This is a genomic window from Streptomyces sp. NPDC001714, assembly GCF_042892755.1.
Taxonomy (GTDB): domain Bacteria; phylum Actinomycetota; class Actinomycetes; order Streptomycetales; family Streptomycetaceae; genus Streptomyces.
Window position 1 is genome coordinate 136,964 of record NZ_JBIAUL010000017.1, and the last position, 18,035, is coordinate 154,998.

Annotated in this window: 16 protein-coding genes; 12 read left to right on the forward strand and 4 right to left on the reverse strand. The window is 68.9% G+C overall.

Going from position 1 to position 18,035, the window contains the following annotated elements:
- Positions 1-27: 27 nt before the first annotated feature.
- From ACFY0P_RS37160 to ACFY0P_RS37175, 4 genes are all read left to right on the forward strand, one after another.
- Positions 28-729, forward strand: a complete 702-nt coding sequence (locus ACFY0P_RS37160) for a type 1 glutamine amidotransferase domain-containing protein (RefSeq protein WP_388923574.1) — start codon at positions 28-30, stop codon at positions 727-729.
- A gap of 48 nt (positions 730-777) precedes the next feature.
- Positions 778-1,116 (forward strand): hypothetical protein, encoded by a 339-nt coding sequence (locus ACFY0P_RS37165; RefSeq protein ID WP_388923577.1) that lies wholly within the window; start codon positions 778-780, stop codon positions 1,114-1,116.
- A gap of 92 nt (positions 1,117-1,208) precedes the next feature.
- Complete coding sequence (locus tag ACFY0P_RS37170) at positions 1,209-2,078, forward strand: helix-turn-helix transcriptional regulator (RefSeq protein ID WP_388923580.1); 870 nt, start codon at positions 1,209-1,211, stop codon at positions 2,076-2,078.
- A gap of 233 nt (positions 2,079-2,311) precedes the next feature.
- Complete coding sequence (locus tag ACFY0P_RS37175) at positions 2,312-3,733, forward strand: MFS transporter (protein WP_388923583.1); 1,422 nt, start codon at positions 2,312-2,314, stop codon at positions 3,731-3,733.
- A 205-nt stretch (positions 3,734-3,938) separates the two neighbouring features.
- On the opposite strand, the gene ACFY0P_RS37180 is transcribed toward ACFY0P_RS37175, so the two are convergent.
- Entirely contained in the window at positions 3,939-4,856 is a 918-nt protein-coding gene (locus ACFY0P_RS37180; protein ID WP_388923586.1) for an alpha/beta hydrolase family protein, read from the reverse strand.
- Positions 4,857-5,140: 284 nt separating this feature from the next.
- Positions 5,141-6,184, reverse strand: a complete 1,044-nt coding sequence (locus ACFY0P_RS37185) for an NAD(P)-dependent alcohol dehydrogenase (protein ID WP_388923589.1) — start codon at positions 6,182-6,184, stop codon at positions 5,141-5,143.
- A gap of 419 nt (positions 6,185-6,603) precedes the next feature.
- Here ACFY0P_RS37185 and ACFY0P_RS37190 point away from each other — a divergent pair, with 419 nt between their 5' ends.
- The 4 genes from ACFY0P_RS37190 to ACFY0P_RS37205 all read left to right on the forward strand — a co-directional run bounded on the left by ACFY0P_RS37190 (position 6,604) and on the right by ACFY0P_RS37205 (position 11,696).
- On the forward strand, positions 6,604-7,242 hold the full coding sequence (locus ACFY0P_RS37190; protein ID WP_388923592.1) for a (2Fe-2S)-binding protein: 639 nt from the start codon (positions 6,604-6,606) through the stop codon (positions 7,240-7,242).
- 13 nt (positions 7,243-7,255) lie between these two features.
- A complete protein-coding gene (locus ACFY0P_RS37195) occupies positions 7,256-8,236 on the forward strand; it encodes an FAD binding domain-containing protein (RefSeq protein WP_388923595.1) in 981 nt (326 codons plus the stop codon).
- Positions 8,233-10,425, forward strand: a complete 2,193-nt coding sequence (locus tag ACFY0P_RS37200; protein WP_388923598.1) for a xanthine dehydrogenase family protein molybdopterin-binding subunit — start codon at positions 8,233-8,235, stop codon at positions 10,423-10,425. Before ACFY0P_RS37195 ends, ACFY0P_RS37200 begins: the two co-directional genes overlap by 4 nt.
- Before the next feature lie 149 nt (positions 10,426-10,574).
- Positions 10,575-11,696: an XdhC family protein gene (locus ACFY0P_RS37205; RefSeq protein WP_388923601.1), complete on the forward strand. Its 1,122-nt coding sequence runs from the start codon at positions 10,575-10,577 to the stop codon at positions 11,694-11,696.
- Positions 11,697-12,389: 693 nt separating this feature from the next.
- Here ACFY0P_RS37205 and ACFY0P_RS37210 read toward each other — a convergent pair.
- A complete protein-coding gene (locus ACFY0P_RS37210; protein ID WP_388923604.1) occupies positions 12,390-13,352 on the reverse strand; it encodes a hypothetical protein in 963 nt (320 codons plus the stop codon).
- A gap of 253 nt (positions 13,353-13,605) precedes the next feature.
- Between ACFY0P_RS37210 and ACFY0P_RS37215 the strand changes: the two genes are divergently transcribed.
- The 4 genes from ACFY0P_RS37215 (at position 13,606) to ACFY0P_RS37230 (ending at position 16,300) form a co-directional block, all read left to right on the forward strand.
- Positions 13,606-14,088: a MarR family winged helix-turn-helix transcriptional regulator gene (locus ACFY0P_RS37215; protein ID WP_388923607.1), complete on the forward strand. Its 483-nt coding sequence runs from the start codon at positions 13,606-13,608 to the stop codon at positions 14,086-14,088.
- Positions 14,089-14,185: 97 nt separating this feature from the next.
- Complete coding sequence (locus tag ACFY0P_RS37220) at positions 14,186-15,229, forward strand: CE1758 family FMN-dependent luciferase-like monooxygenase (protein ID WP_388923610.1); 1,044 nt, start codon at positions 14,186-14,188, stop codon at positions 15,227-15,229.
- A gap of 136 nt (positions 15,230-15,365) precedes the next feature.
- Positions 15,366-15,728, forward strand: a complete 363-nt coding sequence (locus ACFY0P_RS37225) for a DoxX family protein (RefSeq protein ID WP_388923613.1) — start codon at positions 15,366-15,368, stop codon at positions 15,726-15,728.
- Between the two features lie 143 nt (positions 15,729-15,871).
- Positions 15,872-16,300, forward strand: a complete 429-nt coding sequence (locus tag ACFY0P_RS37230; RefSeq protein WP_351464137.1) for a DUF6069 family protein — start codon at positions 15,872-15,874, stop codon at positions 16,298-16,300.
- Positions 16,301-16,684: 384 nt separating this feature from the next.
- On the opposite strand, the gene ACFY0P_RS37235 is transcribed toward ACFY0P_RS37230, so the two are convergent.
- Positions 16,685-17,908: an ROK family protein gene (locus ACFY0P_RS37235; protein WP_388923617.1), complete on the reverse strand. Its 1,224-nt coding sequence runs from the start codon at positions 17,906-17,908 to the stop codon at positions 16,685-16,687.
- Between the last annotated feature and the right edge of the window lie 127 nt (positions 17,909-18,035).

An 18,035-nucleotide genomic window follows, 5' to 3' on the forward strand; every position in this document is an offset into this window, starting at 1 on the left:
GCCCGCACTCACCCCTGGGAGCACCCCATGGCGAAGATCCTCTTCCTCATCACCGCCGCCGACCACTGGACCCTGGCCGACGGGTTCGAGCAGCCGGCCGGCTTCTGGGCCGAGGAGGCCATCGGCCCGTACGGCGTCTTCAAGGAGGCCGGCTACGAGATCGCCGCGGCCACCCCCGGTGGCGTCCCGCCCACCGCCGACGCCCTCAGCCTCACCCCGGACTTCAACGGCGGCGAGGAGGGCGCCGAGCAGATGAAGACCGCCCTGCGCGAGGCCACCGAACTGGCGAACCCCATCCGTATCGAGGACGTGAACATCGACGACTACGACGCCGTGTTCGTCCCCGGCGGCTGGGGTCCGATGGAGGACCTGTCCGACGACCCCGCGGCCGGCAAGCTGCTCGGCGACTGGCTCGCCTCCGGCAAGCTCGTGACGCTGGTGTGCCACGGCCCGGCCGCGCTGCTGTCCACCGTGGACGCCGACGGCAAGTCCCCGTTCTCCGGCTACCGCCTGACCGGTCTGTCCAACTCCGAGGAGATCCAGAACGGCCTCGCGGACCGGGCGAAGTGGCTGCTTGAGGACCGTCTCGTCTCGGACGTCGGCGCGGACTACCACAAGGGCGAGGAGAACTTCGCCCCCCACCTCGAGGTGGACCGCACCCTCATCACCGGCCAGAACCCCGCCTCGGCCGTCCCGCTGGCCCGGGAAGTCGTCAAGACCCTCGGCTGACGACACCCCGCACCGCCGCTCAAAGGTTCAAAGAAAGAGGTAGTACCGATGGACAGCAACGCGACTCTCCCCAGCGTCGGCCAGACCTGGCTGGCGGACCTCGGCCCGGACACTCCGCTCGGCCACTTCACGGTGGAGATCACCTTCGACTCGGCGACCAAGGTCAGCTTCGAGGTGACTGGCGGCGCCATCAAGGGTCGTAAGCAGACGATGGAGTACACCACCACCCAGCTCCGCGACGGCCTGTTCGTCGTCCGCTGGACCGAGCCCGACGCTGGTGACCACGTCACTCACATCGAGGACTACACCGAGGGTACCTGCATGGCCAGCTCGGTCATCGGTGGCGAGTTCGTCCAGCTCCACGGGAAGTGGACCCGCGTCCGCTGATCCCACAGGGCAGCGCGCTTCTCGACGGTGAGGACTTCCAGGGACAAATCTCTCCCCCTGACAACACCGCTTTCCGGTGTCAGGGTGATGGCATGAACCGCGATCCTCACCGCCACGATCTGGGGGAATTCCTCAAGGCGCGCCGTGCCGAGCTCGACCCGGCCGCCGTCGGCCTGCCCGACGGCGGCTCGCGTCGCGTCGCGGGCCTGCGCCGTGAGGAGGTCGCCGTACTGGCGGCCATCAGCACTGACTACTACGCCCGCCTCGAACAGGGCCGTATCCAGCCGTCGCCGTCGGTGCTGGAGTCCCTGGCCCGCGTGCTGCGCCTGGACGAGGATCAGCGCGCCTACCTGTACGAGCTCGCGGCCAAGGACGAATTCCGCCCACCCCGCCGGCAGCCGCGCCTCAAGGCGCAGCCGCAGTTGCAGCGCATGCTCGACGACATGGCGCACACTCCCGCGTTCGTGATCGGGCCGCGCACCGAGATCGTCGCCTGGAACGCCATGGGCGCCGCCCTGATCACCGACTTCGGCAAGATCCCCGAGAAGCAGCGGTACTACATCAGGCTGCTCATCACGGACCCCGCGATGCGCGAGCTGTACGCGGACTGGGAGGGTGTCACCCGGCTGGCCATCGCCCAGATGCGCATGCACAACGCCAACAACCCCGGGGATACGCAGCTCGCCGCCCTGGTGGGCGAACTCTCGGTCCGGGACGAGCAGTTCCGCCAGTGGTGGGGCGCCCACCACGTCGCCGTCCGGGACACCGGGACCAAGCACCTGCGCCACCCCGTCGTCGGCGACCTGCACCTCGACTGGAACGCCGTCACCTGGGCCGCCGATCCCGACCTGGCGATCATCGTCTGGACCGCCGAAACCGGCACCCCGACCCACGACAGCCTGCGCATGCTGGCCTCATGGGCGGCGGACCCGAGCCACTCGACCAGCGACAGCTCCGCCTGACCGTCGCCCAGGTATTCCCTTCAAAGGGGGAGCCTTTCCTCCTACGCGCCCCGCGCCTAGGAAGAGGCTCTCCCTTTTTCGTGTACGGCTCTCCTGGCACGCTCGTCACGAGGCCCACCGCGCTGCGCGTCCCCGCCCCGGTCCGGCCCTCTTCCCACCGACAGAACCGGTTCCCTCAGCGCCGAGGCGTCCGACCTGCCTGCTCATCCGCCAGGAAAGAGATCCACCTCCCCATGTCCCTGACCCAGTCCCGCCCCGGGACGCTGCCCTCGGCCGCCCCCGAACCCCGCTGGACCGCCCGCCTCTGGGCCGTCCTCGCCGTGCTGTGCCTCGTGCTGTTCCTCGACGGCCTCGACGTCTCCATGGTCGGCGTCGCCCTGCCCTCCATCGGCCACGACCTCGGCATGGCCACCGGCTCACTGCAGTGGATCATCAACGGCTACGTCCTCGGCTACGGCGGCCTGATGCTGCTCGGCGGCCGCACCGCCGACCTGCTCGGACGCCGCCGCGTCTTCCTCGTCGCGCTGGCCGTCTTCGCCGCCGCCTCGCTGCTCGGCGGCCTCGTCGACAGCGGCTCGCTGCTGATCGCCACCCGCTTCGTCAAGGGCGTGGCCGCCGCCTTCACCGCGCCCGCCGGCCTGTCGATCCTCACCACGACGTTCCCGGAGGGCCCACAGCGCAACCGGGCGCTGTCGGTCTTCAGCCTCTTCGGCGCCCTGGGCTACTCCTCGGGCCTGATCCTGGGCGGTCTGCTCACCGGGATCGGCTGGCGCTGGACCTTCCTCATGCCGGTCCCGCTCGCCCTGCTCGCACTTGTCGTCGGCCTGCTGCTGATCCCGCGCGACCGCCGCACCGAGACCGGAGGCCAGGACCCGGCCGGGGCGGTCACCCTCACCGCGGGCATGCTGCTCGCCGTCTACGCCGTGGTCACCGCCCCCCAGACGGGCTGGACCTCCGGGGCGACGCTCGCCGCCTTCGGCGTCGCCGCCCTGCTGCTGCTCGCCTTCGTCCTGATCGAGCAGCGGGTCCGGCACCCGCTGGTCCGCTTCGGCATCCTGCGCAAGGCCACCACGGTCCGGGCCAACCTCAGCATCGTCGCGCTGATGGGCTCCTACCTCAGCTTCCAGTTCATGATGACGCTGTTCCTGCAGGACGGGCTCGGCTGGTCGCCTCTGCGCATGGCCTTCGCGCTGCTGCCGGTCGGCCTGATCGTCGCCGTCGGCTCGCCCCTCACCGGCCGACTCGTCAACCGCTTCGGCACAGCACCGATGATCATCGCCTCGATGACCTCGCTGACCCTCGGCTACGTCTGGTTTCTGGCGACGGCCGGCTCCTCGCCCGACTACGTCACCGCCATGCTCCCGTCCCTGCTGCTCCTCGGCGGCGGCTTCGCGTTCGGCTACAGCGCCATCATGGCCCAGGCCACCGAAGGCATCGACGACTCCGAACAGGGCCTCGCCTCCGGCCTGGTGCAGACCTCCGGCCAGGTCGGCGCCGCCCTCGTCCTCGCCGTACTCACCGCCGTGATCGCCCAAGCCGGCGACAGCGGCGCCGACTTCACCGCCTACCGACCCGGCCTGAACCTGGTCACCGGCGTAGCCGCGATCGGGTTGCTCCTGAACCTGGTGCCCGTACTGCGTCTGCGGCGGCGCTGAGCCCCGACAGACGGAAAGCCGACCCGAGGCCAGCCCCGGGTCGGCTTTCCGCGAGCACCGCTCACGCGAGGTTCTTGGTCAAGAACTCCTCCAGCTTGTACTCCTTCGGCTCCGAGGCGAGTTCGCGTACACGACACCGGGGTGCGGCTGACGTTCTCGTCAAGGTCGAAGATTCAGTTGTCCCCGGTCTCTCCTGGGCTGTTCGTCAGCGGACGTGGGAGTCGAACCAGTCGACAGCGACCTCGGGGTGCTCGCTGAAGTAGTTGTAGCCGTCGAAGCGGCGGGTGCTGCCGTGGATCCAGTGCATTTGCTTGTCCTCGACGGGGATGGCGTCGTGGACGGCCTGCACGGCTTCGGGGGTGGTCATGATGTCGTCGTGCTCCTGCGCCACCAGCGTGGGCACGGTGATGGCAGAGGCGTACTTCGCAGGCGACTGCTCTGCCAGATGGAAGCCGGTACGCTCCAGCACGGCCTGGTCGAGCCGGTCGTAACCGCCTTTGAAGCCAAGGGCCTTGGAGAACTGCTCGCCGATGGAACGGCCCTCCAAGGGCTGGAGCATCACCAGCGCCTGGATCTCGGCGAACTCCTCGGGGTGCTTGGCCCAGGCGACGGCCGTGGAGTTGGCGCCCAGGCACACCGACAGCAGGGCCTTCTTCATGTTCTTGGTGTCGGGGCGTGCCGCGGCGTAGCGGAGGGCTCCGATGACGTCGCGGTACTCGGTGAGGCCGATCGTGCAGATGCCGCCGTTGCCGTACCCGCTCATGCCGTGGTTGCGCAGGTCGTAGGCGAGGACGTTGTAGCCGGCGTCGTGCAGTGCCTTGTAGGCGGGGAGGAAGTTGACCTCGAATCCGCCGAAGCGGTCCCAGCCGGGCAGGTGTCCGGGATAGCCGTAGCGGTTGCCGGGGGAGAAGTGGTTGTGGGTGATCAGCCGGTCCGAGTCGGCCGGGATGAACCACCCCTCGAGAGGCACGCCGTCCATCGACGGGAACGTCACGTCCTCGTAGGCCAGGCCCAGTTCGGAGGGGCGGCGCAGCAGGGGCGCGCGTCGGCCGTCGGTGGTGCCTTCCGTCCACTGCCCGACGAATCCGTTGAATGCCAGCTCGGCCATGTCGAGTTCGGTCATGGTGCGCTCCTGATTTCCCGGCAAGGGTGCTTGATGTGTGGTGCTCCGGGCGCCTGGATTTCCCCCAAGATAGGCCCGTGAACGGATTTTTCGCATCTTGAGCTCGGCCTGGGAAGGGAAAGAGAGGGGGAAGGAATTCTCCCAGGGAGTAATTCCTCCCTGTCGGGATCGGAGTGAATCCGGTAATGGTGCGGACGCGCCCGCAATCCTCATGGCTGTGCCCTTGTCGGGCCGCAGTGCGGCGGCCCGACAAGGGCACAGGGAATGTGGTGGGGAATCCGGGGTCAGATCGTCGCGGTGTCTATCACGAACCGGTACCGCACGTCGCTGTTCAACACCCGCTCGTACGCCTCGTTGATCTCGGACGCGGCGATCACTTCGATCTCGGCGCCGAAGCCGTGCTCGGCGCAGAAGTCCAGCATCTCCTGGGTCTCGGCGATGCCGCCGATGGCGGAGCCGGCGATGGACCTGCGGCCCATGATCAGGGGGAAGACGTTGACGGAGATCGGCTCCTCGGGGGCGCCGACGTTGACCAGGGCTCCGTCGATCTTCAGCAGGTTCACGTACGCGCTGAAGTCGAGCGGGGCCGAGACCGTGGAGACGATCAGGTCGAACGTGCCTGCCAGGTCCTCGAAGGTCTTCGGGTCGCTGGTGGCGTAGTAGTGGTCGGCGCCCAGCTTGAGGCCGTCGTCCTTCTTGCGCAGGGACTGGGAGAGGACCGTGACCTCGGCGCCCAGCGCGTGCGCGATCTTGACGCCCATGTGGCCGAGACCGCCCAGACCGACTATCGCGACCTTCTTGCCGGGGCCCGCGCCCCAGTGCTTCAGCGGGGAGTACAGGGTGATGCCCGCGCACAGCAGCGGGGCGGCCACGTCGAGGGCGAGGCCGTCGGGGATGCGGACGGCGTAGTTCTCGTCGACGACGATCTTCTCGGAGTAGCCGCCGTAGGTGGGCCGGCCGTCCTTGTCGAGGTAGTTGTACGTCTGGATCATGCCGCTGCCGGTGCAGTACTGCTCCAGGCCTGCCTTGCAGTGGTCGCACTCGCGGCAGGAGTCGACGAAGCAGCCGACGCCCACCCGGTCGCCGACCTTGTACTTCGTGACACCGGGGCCGACCTCGGAGACGACACCGGCGATCTCGTGACCGGGGACCATCGGGAAGATGGCGGTACCCCAGCCCTCCTGGACCTGGTGGATGTCGGAGTGACAGATACCGGCGAACTTGATGTCGATGAGCACATCGAACTCGCCGACCGGGCGCCGCTCGATGGTGGTGCGCTCCAGCGGAGCCTTGGCGGCGGGAGCGGCATAAGCAGCAACGGTGGTCATGAGGGGGGTCTCCTAGCAGTGCTCTCGTGCCCGGCTGCCTTCCGACCGGGCACGGTGACGAGCTTGCCGCGCCGCCGGGAAATGACCCAGGGCAGGAATGTGCCTACGTTCGCGGTTCCTACCACTGTCAGAGTCAGGCTCTTTCCCGGCGGCGCGCGAAATGTGCCATGGCCTCAAGAATCATGCGCTCAGGAATTCGGTTCGCTCACCGCCTCCTCGTCATGGAGAAGACCACGAGAAGGCAAAGGGGGGATAAAAGTCTCCCTGTCGCGAGTGTGGCCGGTGATGCAAGACTCCCGGCGTGACCGGCCGCCGCTGCCAAGGCGCGCGGTTGCCCTTTCCCCGCGGCGGCGTTGATCCCGCGCCTGCTGCCCCGCTGTTGTTCACGACTGTCCCGTCCGTGATGCGAAGGCGTGCGTATGTCTGCTGACCTCTCTGAATCCGCTGTTCCACCCTCGACCGAATCGGGTGAGTCCTCCTCGGGGCCCAGTCGGCGTACCGTCATCGCCACTGGTGTCGTGGTGGGCGGTGCCGTGGTGGCCGGAGGGACGTTCCTCGCCGGCTCGGAGGAGGCCATCGCCGCAGAAGCGGCGCCCTCCAGCCGGGTCTCCCTGACGGTCAACGGCACCCGCCGGACCGTGACGGTGGACAACCGGACCTCGCTGCTGGACCTGCTGCGCGAGCACCTCGACCTGACCGGCTCCAAGAAGGGCTGCAACGCCGGGGCCTGCGGGGCGTGCACGGTGCTGGTCGACGGACGGCGGGTCAACTCCTGCCTGACGCTGGCCGTTCGGCTGGAGGGCGTCGAGGTCACCACGATCGAGGGCCTGGCCAAGGGCGACGAACTGCACCCGCTGCAGCAGGCGTTCATCGACGAGGACGCCTTCCAGTGCGGGTACTGCACTCCAGGGCAGATCCTCTCCGGCGTCGGCTGCATCCAGGAGGGCCACACCGGTTCGCCGGAGGAGATCCGGGAGTGGATGAGCGGCAACATCTGCCGCTGCGGCTGCTACGTCAAGATCGTGCGCGCGGTCGAACAGACCGCGGGCCGGAAGTAAGGAGCGGCCCACCATGCATCCCTTCTCCTACACCCGCGTCTCCGGCACCCGTGAAGCCCTCAAGGCCGGTCGCGCAGGCGGCCGTTACATCGCCGGGGGGACCACGCTGGTCGACCTGATGCGGGAGACCGTCGAGCGCCCCGAGGCGCTGGTCGACATCTCCGGCCTGCCCCTGCGCGAGGTCGCGGTCACCGAGCGCGGAGGCTTGCGCCTGGGTGCGCTGGTGAGAATGTCCGAGGCCGCCGCGCATACCAAGGTGCGCACGCTGTACCCCGTCGTCTCGCAGGCGCTGGAGCTGAGTGCCTCGGCCCAGTTGCGGAACATGGCGACCATCGGCGGCAACATCATGCAGCGCACCCGGTGCACCTACTTCCGTGATGTGACCGCGGCCTGCAACAAGCGTGAGCCCGGCTCCGGTTGTGCGGCGCGGGAGGGCTTCAACCGGATGCACGCGATCCTCGGCACCTCCGACGCCTGCGTGGCCACCCACCCTTCCGACGTGGCCGTGGCCTTCGCTGCCTTGGAGGCAACGGTGCATCTCCTCGGCCCGGAGGGTGCGCGCACCCTGCCGTTCGCCGACTTCCTGCTACGGCCCGGCACTACCCCGAACCGTGAACAAGCCCTCAGAAAAGGCGAGTTGATCACGGCTGTGGAGATCCCGGCGCTTCCGCGTCCGCTCAAGTCCGGCTACCTGAAGGTGCGCGACCGGCAGTCCTACGAGTTCGCCCTGACCTCGGCGGCGGTCGCGTTGCACGTCCGGCGCGGGGTGATCCAGGAGGCGAAGGTCGCCGCTGGTGGCGTGGGGACCGTGCCGTGGAAACTGCCCGCCGTCGAGCAGCACCTCGTCGGTGAGCGTCCCTCGGAGTCCCTGTGGACGTCCGCTGCCGCGAAGGCGGCGGACGGCGCCCGTCCCCTTCAGCACAACGGCTTCAAGGTCGAGCTGCTGAAGCGGACCGTCGAACGCCAGCTGCGCATCGTAGGAGGTACGAAGTGAGCCCCCAGCCACAGGCGGCCGTGGGCGCGCCGCTGTCCCGGGTGGACGGCCGACTCAAGGTCACCGGCAAGGCCCTGTACGCCGCCGAACACGACCTCGAAGGTGTGGTGCACGCCGTCATCGTCGACGCGAGCATCGGGCGCGGCCGTATCACCTCGATCGACACCGGCGACGCCGAGAAACACGCCGGTGTGCTGCGGGTGATCCATCACGGCAACGCGCCGACGCTGCCGTACCGCGACAACGCCGGGTCCAACAACCCGCCCGGGCGCAGGCTCAGGGTCTTCCAGGATGATCGGGTGCTCTTCCACGGCCAGCCGGTCGCGGTCGTGGTGGCGAGCACGTTGGAGGCCGCGCAGCACGGGGCGAGTCTGGTGAAGGTCCGCTACGACGCCGAGCGGCCCTCGACCGACCTGCACGAGGCCGAGCCGGGCGAGCCGACGGACTACGCGCGCGGCGACGCGGAAGCCGGCCTGCGTTCCTCGGCCGTACGGCTGGACCTGACGTACGAGCTGGCGCGCAACCACCACAACCCGATGGAGCCGCACGCCACCATCGCCCGCTGGGACGGCGACAAGCTGACCGTCTGGGACAAGACCCAGTGGGTGGTGGGCACGCACGACGAGCTCGCGGCCGTGTTCGGCCTGCCCGCGGACTCGGTGCGCGTGATCTCGCCGTTCGTCGGCGGCGGTTTCGGCAGCGGACTGCGCTGCTGGCCGCACACCGTCGTCGCCGCGCTGGCCGCGCGGGTGGCGCGTCGCCCGGTCAAGTTGGTGCTCAGCCGCAGGCAGATGTACTTCGGCACCGGCTTCAGGCCGTCGTACGAGTACCGGCTGCGGCTCGGCAGCGACCGGCGAGGCCGGCTGAACGCCGCGATCCACGACATCGACGCCGAGACCTCGTCGTACGAGACGTTCTTCGAGGCCGTCATGCCGGCGGGCCAGATGCTTTACAGCATGCCCAACGTCCGTCAGGCGTACCGGAGGGTGCCCCTCGACGTGAACACGCCTATCTGGATGCGCGGCCCCGGCTTCGCCTCCGCGTCGTTCGTGATCGAGTCCGCGATGGACGAGCTCGCGCACGAACTCGGCGTCGACCCGATCGAGTTGCGCCGGCGCAACGAGCCGAGCGAGGACGAGTCGACGAACGAGCCGTTCTCCACCCGGCGGCTGAGTGAGTGCTACACGGTCGGCGCCCGTGAGTTCGGCTGGGACCGCCGTAATCCGAAGCCGCGCTCGACGCGGGACGGGGACTGGCTGATCGGCCTGGGCATGGCCGCCGGTGTCTATGACCCGGGGCGGTATCCCGCGCAGGCGCGGGCCCGTCTGGACGCCGACGGCACCGCGGTGGTCGAGGCGGCCACCAGTGACATGGGGCCCGGCACCTACACCTCCCAGACCCAAGTGGCCGCGGACGCACTCGGGTTGACGATGCGCACGGTGACCTTCCGACTCGGTGACTCCCTGTATCCGCCGACCTCGCCGCACGGCGGCTCGGCGACCATGGCCAGCGTCGGCTCGGCCGTCGTCGACGCCTGCAACAGGGTGCGGCAGCAGGCGATCCGGCTGGCCGTCGAGGACCGGGAGTCGCCGCTCTACGGCGTGAACGCGGACGACGTGGTGGTGCGGAACGGCCGACTGCACGTGCAGGGCAGCCCGGCGCGCGGGGAGACGTACAAGAGTCTGCTGGCCCGCAATGACCGCTCACACTTGGAAGCGAACGGTTCCTACGACGGGCCGGGCAGCGAACGGTCCGCCTACTTCGCCTACAACGCCACCTTCGCCGAGGTCGCCGTGGACGCGAGCCTGGGCCTGGTGCGGGTGCGGCGGATGCTCGGCGTGTACGACGCGGGGCGGATCATCAGCCCCAAGCTGGCCGAGAGCCAGGCGTTCGGCGGCATCGTGGGCGGTATCGGCACGGCGCTCCTTGAGCACACGGTCACCGACCACCGGGACGGGCGGATCGTGAACGCCAGCCTGGCCGACTACCTCGTACCCGTGAACGCCGACGTGCCCGAGATCAAGGCGATCTACCTGGACGGCGAGGACAACGCCGGCAACCTGCTGGGCGTCAAGGGACTCGGCGAGGTCGTCCAGGTGGGCGTGGCGGCCGCGATCGGCAACGCGGTCTTCAACGCCACCGGCCGACGGATCCGCCAACTGCCCATCACCGCTGAAGCGTTGCTCTGACACTCCAGCCTCCATGGACCGGTCCGGCAGCCGACCCCCCGTACAACTGCCGGACCTCCCCGCGCCGCTGCCGCGCGTGCGCCCCCGTCGACGCGGCGGCGGCCCGACCCACCTTCTGCGACAGAGACCGTCCGTTCTGGAGACCTCCCATGCTGAACATCGCGGACACACTGCACCGCTGGTGCCGCGAGGAACGCCCCTTCGCCCTGGCCACCGTCGTCGGCGTCACCGGCAGCGCACCCCTGCCCGTCGGCACGTCGGTGGCGGTGGACGAGGACGGCAACGCCATCGGCAGCATCTCCGGCGGCTGCGTCGAGGGCGCGGTGTACGAGCTGAGCCGCCAGGTCCTCCACGACCGAGGCGGCCCCCAGCGCGCCTGGTTCGGCTACTCAGACGACGATGCCTTCGCCGTGGGCCTGACCTGCGGCGGGGAACTCGACGTGTTCGTGCAGCGTGTCGACCCGGCCGCCCAGCCGCATCTCGGCGCGGCGCTCGCCGAGGCGGTCGAGGGCCGGCCTGCCGCCGTGGCGCAGGTCGTGGACGGGCCCGAGGGATTGCTCGGCGCCACTGTGAGCGTGCTCGGCGACAGTTGGATCGCCGACAGCACGCTCGGCGACGGGCCGACCGGGCGGGCAGTGGCGGACCGGACCACCGCCCAACTGCGTACCGGACGCACCGCACTCCTCACCCTCGGCTCAGACGCCGACACCTGCCCCGAGAAGTTCTCCGTCCTCGTCCACGCGGCCGCCACCCGCCCCCGCATGCTGATCTTCGGCGCGATCGACTTCGCCGCCGCCCTCGCCCAGGCCGGCCGGTTCCTCGGCTACCACGTCACCGTGTGCGACGCCCGCCCGGTCTTCGCCACCGAAGCCCGCTTCCCGCACGCCGACGAGGTGGTCGTCGACTGGCCCCACCGCTACCTGGAAGGGACGGCAGTGGACGCCCGTACCGCTGTCTGCGTGCTGACCCACGACGCCAAGTTCGACATCCCTCTGCTCCGACTCGCCCTCAATCTGCCCGTCGGCTACGTCGGCGCCATGGGCTCCCGCCGCACCCACGACGAACGCCTGCGCCGCCTGCGTGAAGTGGGGGTCGCCGACGGGCAGTTGGCCCGGCTCCGCTCCCCGATCGGCCTCGACCTCGGCGCCTGCACCCCCGAGGAGACGGCCATCTCCATAACCGCCGAGATCATCGGCGACTCCAACCAGAGCAGTGGCCTCCCCCTGACCCGGGTCACCGGCCCGATCCACCGCGTTTCCGGTGCAGCTTGAGACATTCATGCGGTGCGCGATTTTCTGTGAAATTCCTTTGACGGCCTGAGCGGAATAGGAAGCGCGTGCTCATTGACACGTACGTCGGCTGCGCGTGAGTTCAACGCCCGTTCCCAAGACGGCAGTTGGTGGGGCGCTGACCTTCGCCGATGTGCTGTTCCGTGGTCTGCCTGAGCCTCGGCAGGGGGCCTGCGAGGGCGATTGACGGGGAATTCGGGACGCTGGCAGGAGGCAGGGTAGGGGAAACGGCCGCAGGGAGGGTCGCCACTTCGATCCCGCTACGACGGTGGCCGACCGGAAGCGCGAGTCGGCTTCCCTGGTGTCCTGGCCCGCGGCGAGCCGCCCACCATGCCCTCGAACAGCGCGGCGCCCGCTTGCGACGCATGCCTATGTGCGGTGATGCCGCGACGCGACCGGGGCGCCCCGTGGTCTTGGGGCGCCCCGGGCAATGTTTTGAGCCGGTGTCGGCAGCGAGCGCGACCTTGCCACCGGCGTGGCGGACTCCCCGGTGGTGGGTGTGGAGGAGGGAGAAGTCATCGGCGGTTACCCGGCTCTTTCGGCAGGAAACATGCTGCACCGGCGGCCGGCTCCAGGGAGGCGACCTTGGCGAGCGCCCAGGCCGTGCCGCTGGTGCCTGTCGTGATGTTGCCGGGTGGCCGACGCGGACGTCGGTCACCCGGCAGGGGGAGGGAGTCAGCTGGTGGCGTTGCTCTGGGAGATGGCGTAGACGCGGTTGTCGGGGGCGCGGAAGAGCCGGAAGCGGTAGTCGCTCCCGCCGGCTCCGGCGTGGGGGACCACCTGGACGGTGGAGACCCACTCGGCGCCGTTGTTCTGGAGCTGGGTCATGGCCTTGTCCAGATTTGTGGTGTTGAAGCCGAAGGCGATGGAGGTGGGGCTGGTGCGCCAGGGGTACTGGGGTGCCTTCGGTCCGTAGAGCTCGAACAGGTTGCCGTTCTCTGTTCCGAAGACGGAGAACTGCTTGGCTTCGTTGAGGGGGGTGAGGCCCAGGCCCGTCGCGGCGAGCTTCTTCATCGTGGGGTACTGCTCGGCGGTCAGGGCGACAGCGCCCCATTGCAGCTTGTTGATCCCTGCGGCGCCGGTGTCCTCATCGCTCACCGGCTTCCGGGGGTCGGTGCCGCTTTGGGCGATGGCGTAGACGCGGTTGTCGGGGGCGCGGAAGAGCCGGAAGCGATAGTCGCTGCCGCCGGCTCCGGCGCCGGGGACCACCTGGACGGTGGAGGCCCACTTGGCGCCGTTGGCCTGCAGAGCCTTCTCGGCGGCGTCCAGGTCGGTGGAGTCGAAGCCGATCGCTGTCGAGGTGGGGCTGGTGCGCCAGGGGTACTGGGGGGCCTTCGGACCGTAGAGCTCGAACAGGTTGCCGTTGGGTGTGGTGAAGACGGAGAACTCCTCGGAGCTGTTCACCAGGTTCAGGCCGAGGGCTTTCTGGGCGAATTCCTTCATCGCGGGGTACTGCTGGGCGGTCAGGGCGACCGCCCCCCACTGCAGCCTGGTGGTACCCGCGTCAGCGGTGGGGGCGGTCCTCTTCGTGCTGGGACCGGTCTCGGTCGATGCCAGCGCCAGGGTGGTGGCCGTGAGGGATACGCCTATCACCAGCGCCCCTGCTATCACGGTGCGGCGTGTGAATGAAGTGGTCATGAAGGTGCTCCTGGAGGGTGGGGGTGGGGGGTTGGGTTGCGTTGTCATCGGTGGGTGTCGCCCCGTGCTGTGCCGCGGAGCCGACAAGATCCCGAATTCCATGACGAGCCCACTCCGGGCGACGCCCCACCGAATAGTTGATATGTGAACAACCTAGAGTCCAATTGGTATACGTGTCAACTACTTGTTGGGTGGCGTCAGGCGTCCACCCACGATTAGTTCACGTATGAACTAATCGGGATAGGATGGCGCGGTGAGCACGGAACACTGGAATGCGCGAGAGAGTCAGGCGTGGCGAGGTCTGCTGGATGCGCAGCGCCTGGTGCGCGAGCATGTCGAGAGGGATCTTGCGCGTGAGACGGACCTGTCCCCGCAGGACTACACGGTGCTGGTCGCGTTGACCGAGGCGCCGGAGGGGAGGATGCGCCCCACGGACCTTGCCGCGGCCATCAGCTGGGAGAAGAGCCGGCTGTCGAACCACGCGGTGCGCATGGAGAAGCGGGGTCTGGTGTCCCGCGAGGAGTATCGGGGTGACGGGCGCGGTTCCGTGGTCGCGGTCACCGATGCCGGGCGTGCGGCGATCCGGTCGGCGGCGCCGCTGCACCGCGCGCACGTGAGGAAGTACTTCATTGACGCGCTGACCGCAGAGCAGCAGGAGGCTCTGATCGACATCTCTGCCAGCCTCATTCGGCATGTGACCGCCGCAGGTCGGGCCGAGGGGGCGGTCGACGGCTGATGCCCCTCGGGTATGTAGTTGACGCGTGTACTACCTCCAGGTTAGGTTGTACACGTATCAACTACTTGGCGGGTGTGCCCGCCCGGAAGGTCGCGTCATGGAGTTCGGAATTTTCGGCGTCGGGGACCTCTCCCCTCACCCGGTCACGGGGAAGACGGTCAGCGAGACCGAGAGGATCCGGGGCATCGTCCGCATCGCGCGGCACGCCGACGAGGTCGGCTTCGACGTCTATGCGATCGGCGAGCACCACAACCCGCCCTTCATCTCCAGCGCGGGCGCCGCGATCCTGGCCTCCATCGCCGCGCAGACGACGAACATCACTCTGTCGACGTCGACGACCCTGATCACCACGACCGACCCGGTGCGGATCGCGGAGGAGTTCGCCACCCTGCAGCACCTCGCCGGCGACCGGATCGACATCATGCTCGGCCGCGGGAACACCCCCGAGGTCTATCCGTGGTTCGGCCAGGACATCCGCCAGGGCATCCCCCTGGCCATCGAGAACTACGCTCTGCTGCGCCGGCTGTGGGACGAGGATGTCATCGACTGGGAGGGGAGGTTCCGGGCCCCGCTGCGGGGCTTCACCTCCATGCCCCGGCCGCTGAACGGCACCCCGCCGTTTGTCTGGCACGGCTCGATCCGCTCGCCCGAGATCGCCGAGCAGGCCGCGTACTACGGCGACGGCTTCTTCGTGAACAACCTGTTCATGACCATGGAGTACTTCAAGGACTTCGTCGACTACTACCGCGCCCGCTTCGAACACCACGGCCATGGCCCCGCCGTCGGCGCGATCGTCGGCGCAGGAGGCGGCGCCTTCGTCCGCAGGAACAGTCAGGACGCCGTAGCCGAGTACATGCCCTACTTCCGTGCGGGCAGCCGCTTCCACTCCGGCGACTTCGACCAGGTTACGACGGAGACCGGGCTCACTGTCGGCAGCCCGCAGCAGGTCATCGAGAAGGTCCTCTCCTTCCCCGACTACTTCGGCCCGTACCAGCGCCAACTGTTCGGCCTGGACTTCGGCGGCGTCCCGGAGAAGACCATCCACGAACAGCTCGACCTGTTCGGCTCCGACATTCTCCCCGTCCTGCGCCGCGAAATGCCCTCACCTCCGGCAGCCGGAAAGACGCGCACAGCCGCCTGAGCCGCAGCATTCCCGCCGCGCCACCGCCTCGCCTCCCCCTGCGCACTCGCCGTGCGCGGGTCGCCCCCTCCGCAGTGGCGTGGGGCACCCCGGTCCCCTCTCTCTTTCCGCATCCGACCTCACGGAGAACTACGCCATGACCATCGCCTTCTGGACAGTCGCCGGCCTCGGCATGCTCGTCTTCCTCGCCGCAGGCGGCATGAAGCTCGCCCGAAACCGCGCCGCCCTCAAAGAGGCCAACATGCCCTGGGTGGACGACTTCTCCGCCGGGTCCGTCAAGCTCATGGGCCTGGCCGAGGTGCTCGGTGCACTCGGTCTGATCCTGCCCGCCCTGACCGACACCGCGACCGTCCTCAGCCCGATCGCCGGCATCTGCCTCGCGCTGGTCATGCTCGGTGCCGTCAAGGTCCACACCCGCCGCAAGGAATCCCCGGCCGCGCCGGCGGTACTGGCCGTGCTCACCCTCACTGCCGCCGTCCTCGGCTTCGCCGCCCTGTAAGGCCGCGGGCGCGGGACCGTCGACGCATCCAAGTCGCCGGGCGGCTGCCCCACGCCACATCACACGGCACGTCTATCGCGCCCGCGACACACCCGAACTCCCCCCACGACGCCCGTCGTCCGACCTCCCGGAAAGAAGTCCGTATGTCCTCCGCTGTCTCCTCCCGCCCCCTGGCCGCTTTCGTCCGCACCGTCCTGCCGGCAGCCATCGCCGCGGCGGTCGCTGTCCTCGTGGCCTACTTCCTCTTCGACATGGCGGGAGCCGACTACACCGTCACCATGTCCGGCAGCCAGAGCACGGTGAACGCGCCGATGGCCGGCATCATGACCCTCCTGATGACCCTGGTCGGAGGCGGTATCGCCCTGGTCATCGCCCGGCGGACCGCACGGCCCGGGCGGACCTTCGTCCTGCTCGTGGCGCTCGCCGTCGTCGTGATGGCGGCAGGGCCCCTCACCTCCGCCCACCAGGGCCTGACCATCGCGGCCCTCGAAGTCCTTCACCTGATCGCGGCGGCGACCGTCCTGCTCATCGTCCTACCGCGCCTCGGCAACAGCCGGACTGCGTCATCCTGATACCCGCCGACCCAGGCAAGCCCCGTACGCCAAGTCACGTTCACCGTGCTTGGTGTACGGGTTCCTCGCTGTTCAGCTCCGGAATGTACGAACCCGCGCGCTTCCGTCTTCGATGTTCTGGAGGTGGCGGGGGTGTGGATCCGTTGCGCTCCCTACCGCGAGCACCGTGCCGCCCTCGAAGACCACATCGCCTGCTGCCGCAATCGGCTCGATGTCAGCCGTACCCTTCTGTCCGCGCTCCGTTCGGGACACAAGGAGCAGGGAAACGACGTACACCACCTGCAACGGCAGGCTCGCCAGCACGACCGACGCCAGTACCGCCGGGGGATCCGCGGCAGGGCCGTGCCCGGGTGCGCGGCGTGAACGTACTTCACCGGGACCGGATCAGAGCCAGGCGGCGAGCCCTGCCGGGGAGAGGGCGTGTTCCACCGCGAGGTGGCCGCCGCCCAGCAGGCCGAGGTCGGCGTTGAGGGTCGTGGTCTCGATGCGGATGCGGTGGGTGGCCTGGGCCAGGGCTCGTTCGTAGACGACGCTGCGGACGCCGGCCAGCAGATCTTCCTCAAGGGCGGCGAAGGATCCGCCGATCACGATGAGTTCGGGGTTGTGGAAGCAGACCACGATGGCCAGCACCTCACCGAGTCGTTCGCCGGCCTCGCGCACCGCGCGCAGGGCTCGGGGTTCGCCCTGCTGGGCGAGGCGGATGACGTCGTGTTTGGTCTCTACGGGAAGCCCTTCGGCGGCGAGCCGGGCGGCGATGGCGTTGCCGTTGACGATCGCACGCAGGCAACCGGGGTTGCCGCAGCTGGTGCACAGCTGGTCTCCGTAATCGGTACCGCGCAGTCGTACATGGGCGATCTCGCCCGCGATGCCGTTGGCGCCGCGGTGGATCCTGCCGTTGCTGATGATGCCGCAGCCGAGTGCGGAGCCGAACTTGACGAAGAGCATGTCGTCCACCGCATCGGCCCGGGACCGGTACTCGCCGAGTGCCATGAGGTTGGCATCGTTGTCGACCAGCACAGGGGCGTCGCACATGGGGGAGAAGACGTCTTGGGGCCGGAAGCTTTCCCAGCCGGGCAGTTTGACGGGCCGGATCGGGACGGCCCTGTCGGTGTCGACCGGGCCCGGCACGCCGATGCAGATCGCCCGGACGTCGGACCACCGGCGGTCGACTCCGGTGAGCAGTTCTTCAAGAGTGGCCAGGATGCCGGCCATGGCGGCTTCGTGCCCTGCCTCGGGCGTGATGTCGACGTAGCCGCTGTCGAGAAGTTGTACGCCCAGGTCGAGGACGCCGACGCGGCAGTGTGCGGCGCCGATGTCGATGGCGGCGACGACTCCGGCGGCCGGGTTGACGCTGAGTTCCACGGCGGGACGGCCGCCGGTGGAGTCGCCGAGGTGTGTGGTCAGGAGACCGCGCCGGGTCAGCGCGTCCAGTCGTTTGCCGACCGTGGTTCTGGACAGTCCGGTCAGCCGTGCCAGGTCGGTCTTCGATGAGGCGCGGCCGGTGGCGATATGGGTGACGAGTTCGCTGTGCTCGCGCAGCCCGGCATGCGCGGACTCGACACCGTTGATCGCACCAGTTCTGCCGGATCTGGCGAAAGCTTCTGACACTGCCGCTGTCTCCTTTGTCGAAGGTGCTGTTTGAAATGCCCTGATGCACAGTAAGCAGCTTGTTGAGCCAAGAGCAACTCCCCGTTGGACCCGTCATCCAGGCGGTGACGACGGGGTTCCGGGAAGG

Bases quoted from the DNA above. Each gene is read 5' to 3' on its own strand.
- ACFY0P_RS37160 (WP_388923574.1), top strand. From the start codon at position 28: ATGGCGAAGATCCTCTTCCTCATCACCGCCGCCGACCACTGGACCCTG.
- ACFY0P_RS37165 (WP_388923577.1), top strand. From the start codon at position 778: ATGGACAGCAACGCGACTCTCCCCAGCGTCGGCCAGACCTGGCTGGCG.
- ACFY0P_RS37170 (WP_388923580.1), top strand. From the start codon at position 1,209: ATGAACCGCGATCCTCACCGCCACGATCTGGGGGAATTCCTCAAGGCG.
- ACFY0P_RS37175 (WP_388923583.1), top strand. From the start codon at position 2,312: ATGTCCCTGACCCAGTCCCGCCCCGGGACGCTGCCCTCGGCCGCCCCC.
- ACFY0P_RS37180 (WP_388923586.1), bottom strand. From the start codon at position 4,856: ATGACCGAACTCGACATGGCCGAGCTGGCATTCAACGGATTCGTCGGG.
- ACFY0P_RS37185 (WP_388923589.1), bottom strand. From the start codon at position 6,184: ATGACCACCGTTGCTGCTTATGCCGCTCCCGCCGCCAAGGCTCCGCTG.
- ACFY0P_RS37190 (WP_388923592.1), top strand. From the start codon at position 6,604: ATGTCTGCTGACCTCTCTGAATCCGCTGTTCCACCCTCGACCGAATCG.
- ACFY0P_RS37195 (WP_388923595.1), top strand. From the start codon at position 7,256: ATGCATCCCTTCTCCTACACCCGCGTCTCCGGCACCCGTGAAGCCCTC.
- ACFY0P_RS37205 (WP_388923601.1), top strand. From the start codon at position 10,575: ATGCTGAACATCGCGGACACACTGCACCGCTGGTGCCGCGAGGAACGC.
- ACFY0P_RS37210 (WP_388923604.1), bottom strand. From the start codon at position 13,352: ATGACCACTTCATTCACACGCCGCACCGTGATAGCAGGGGCGCTGGTG.
- ACFY0P_RS37220 (WP_388923610.1), top strand. From the start codon at position 14,186: ATGGAGTTCGGAATTTTCGGCGTCGGGGACCTCTCCCCTCACCCGGTC.
- ACFY0P_RS37225 (WP_388923613.1), top strand. From the start codon at position 15,366: ATGACCATCGCCTTCTGGACAGTCGCCGGCCTCGGCATGCTCGTCTTC.
- ACFY0P_RS37230 (WP_351464137.1), top strand. From the start codon at position 15,872: ATGTCCTCCGCTGTCTCCTCCCGCCCCCTGGCCGCTTTCGTCCGCACC.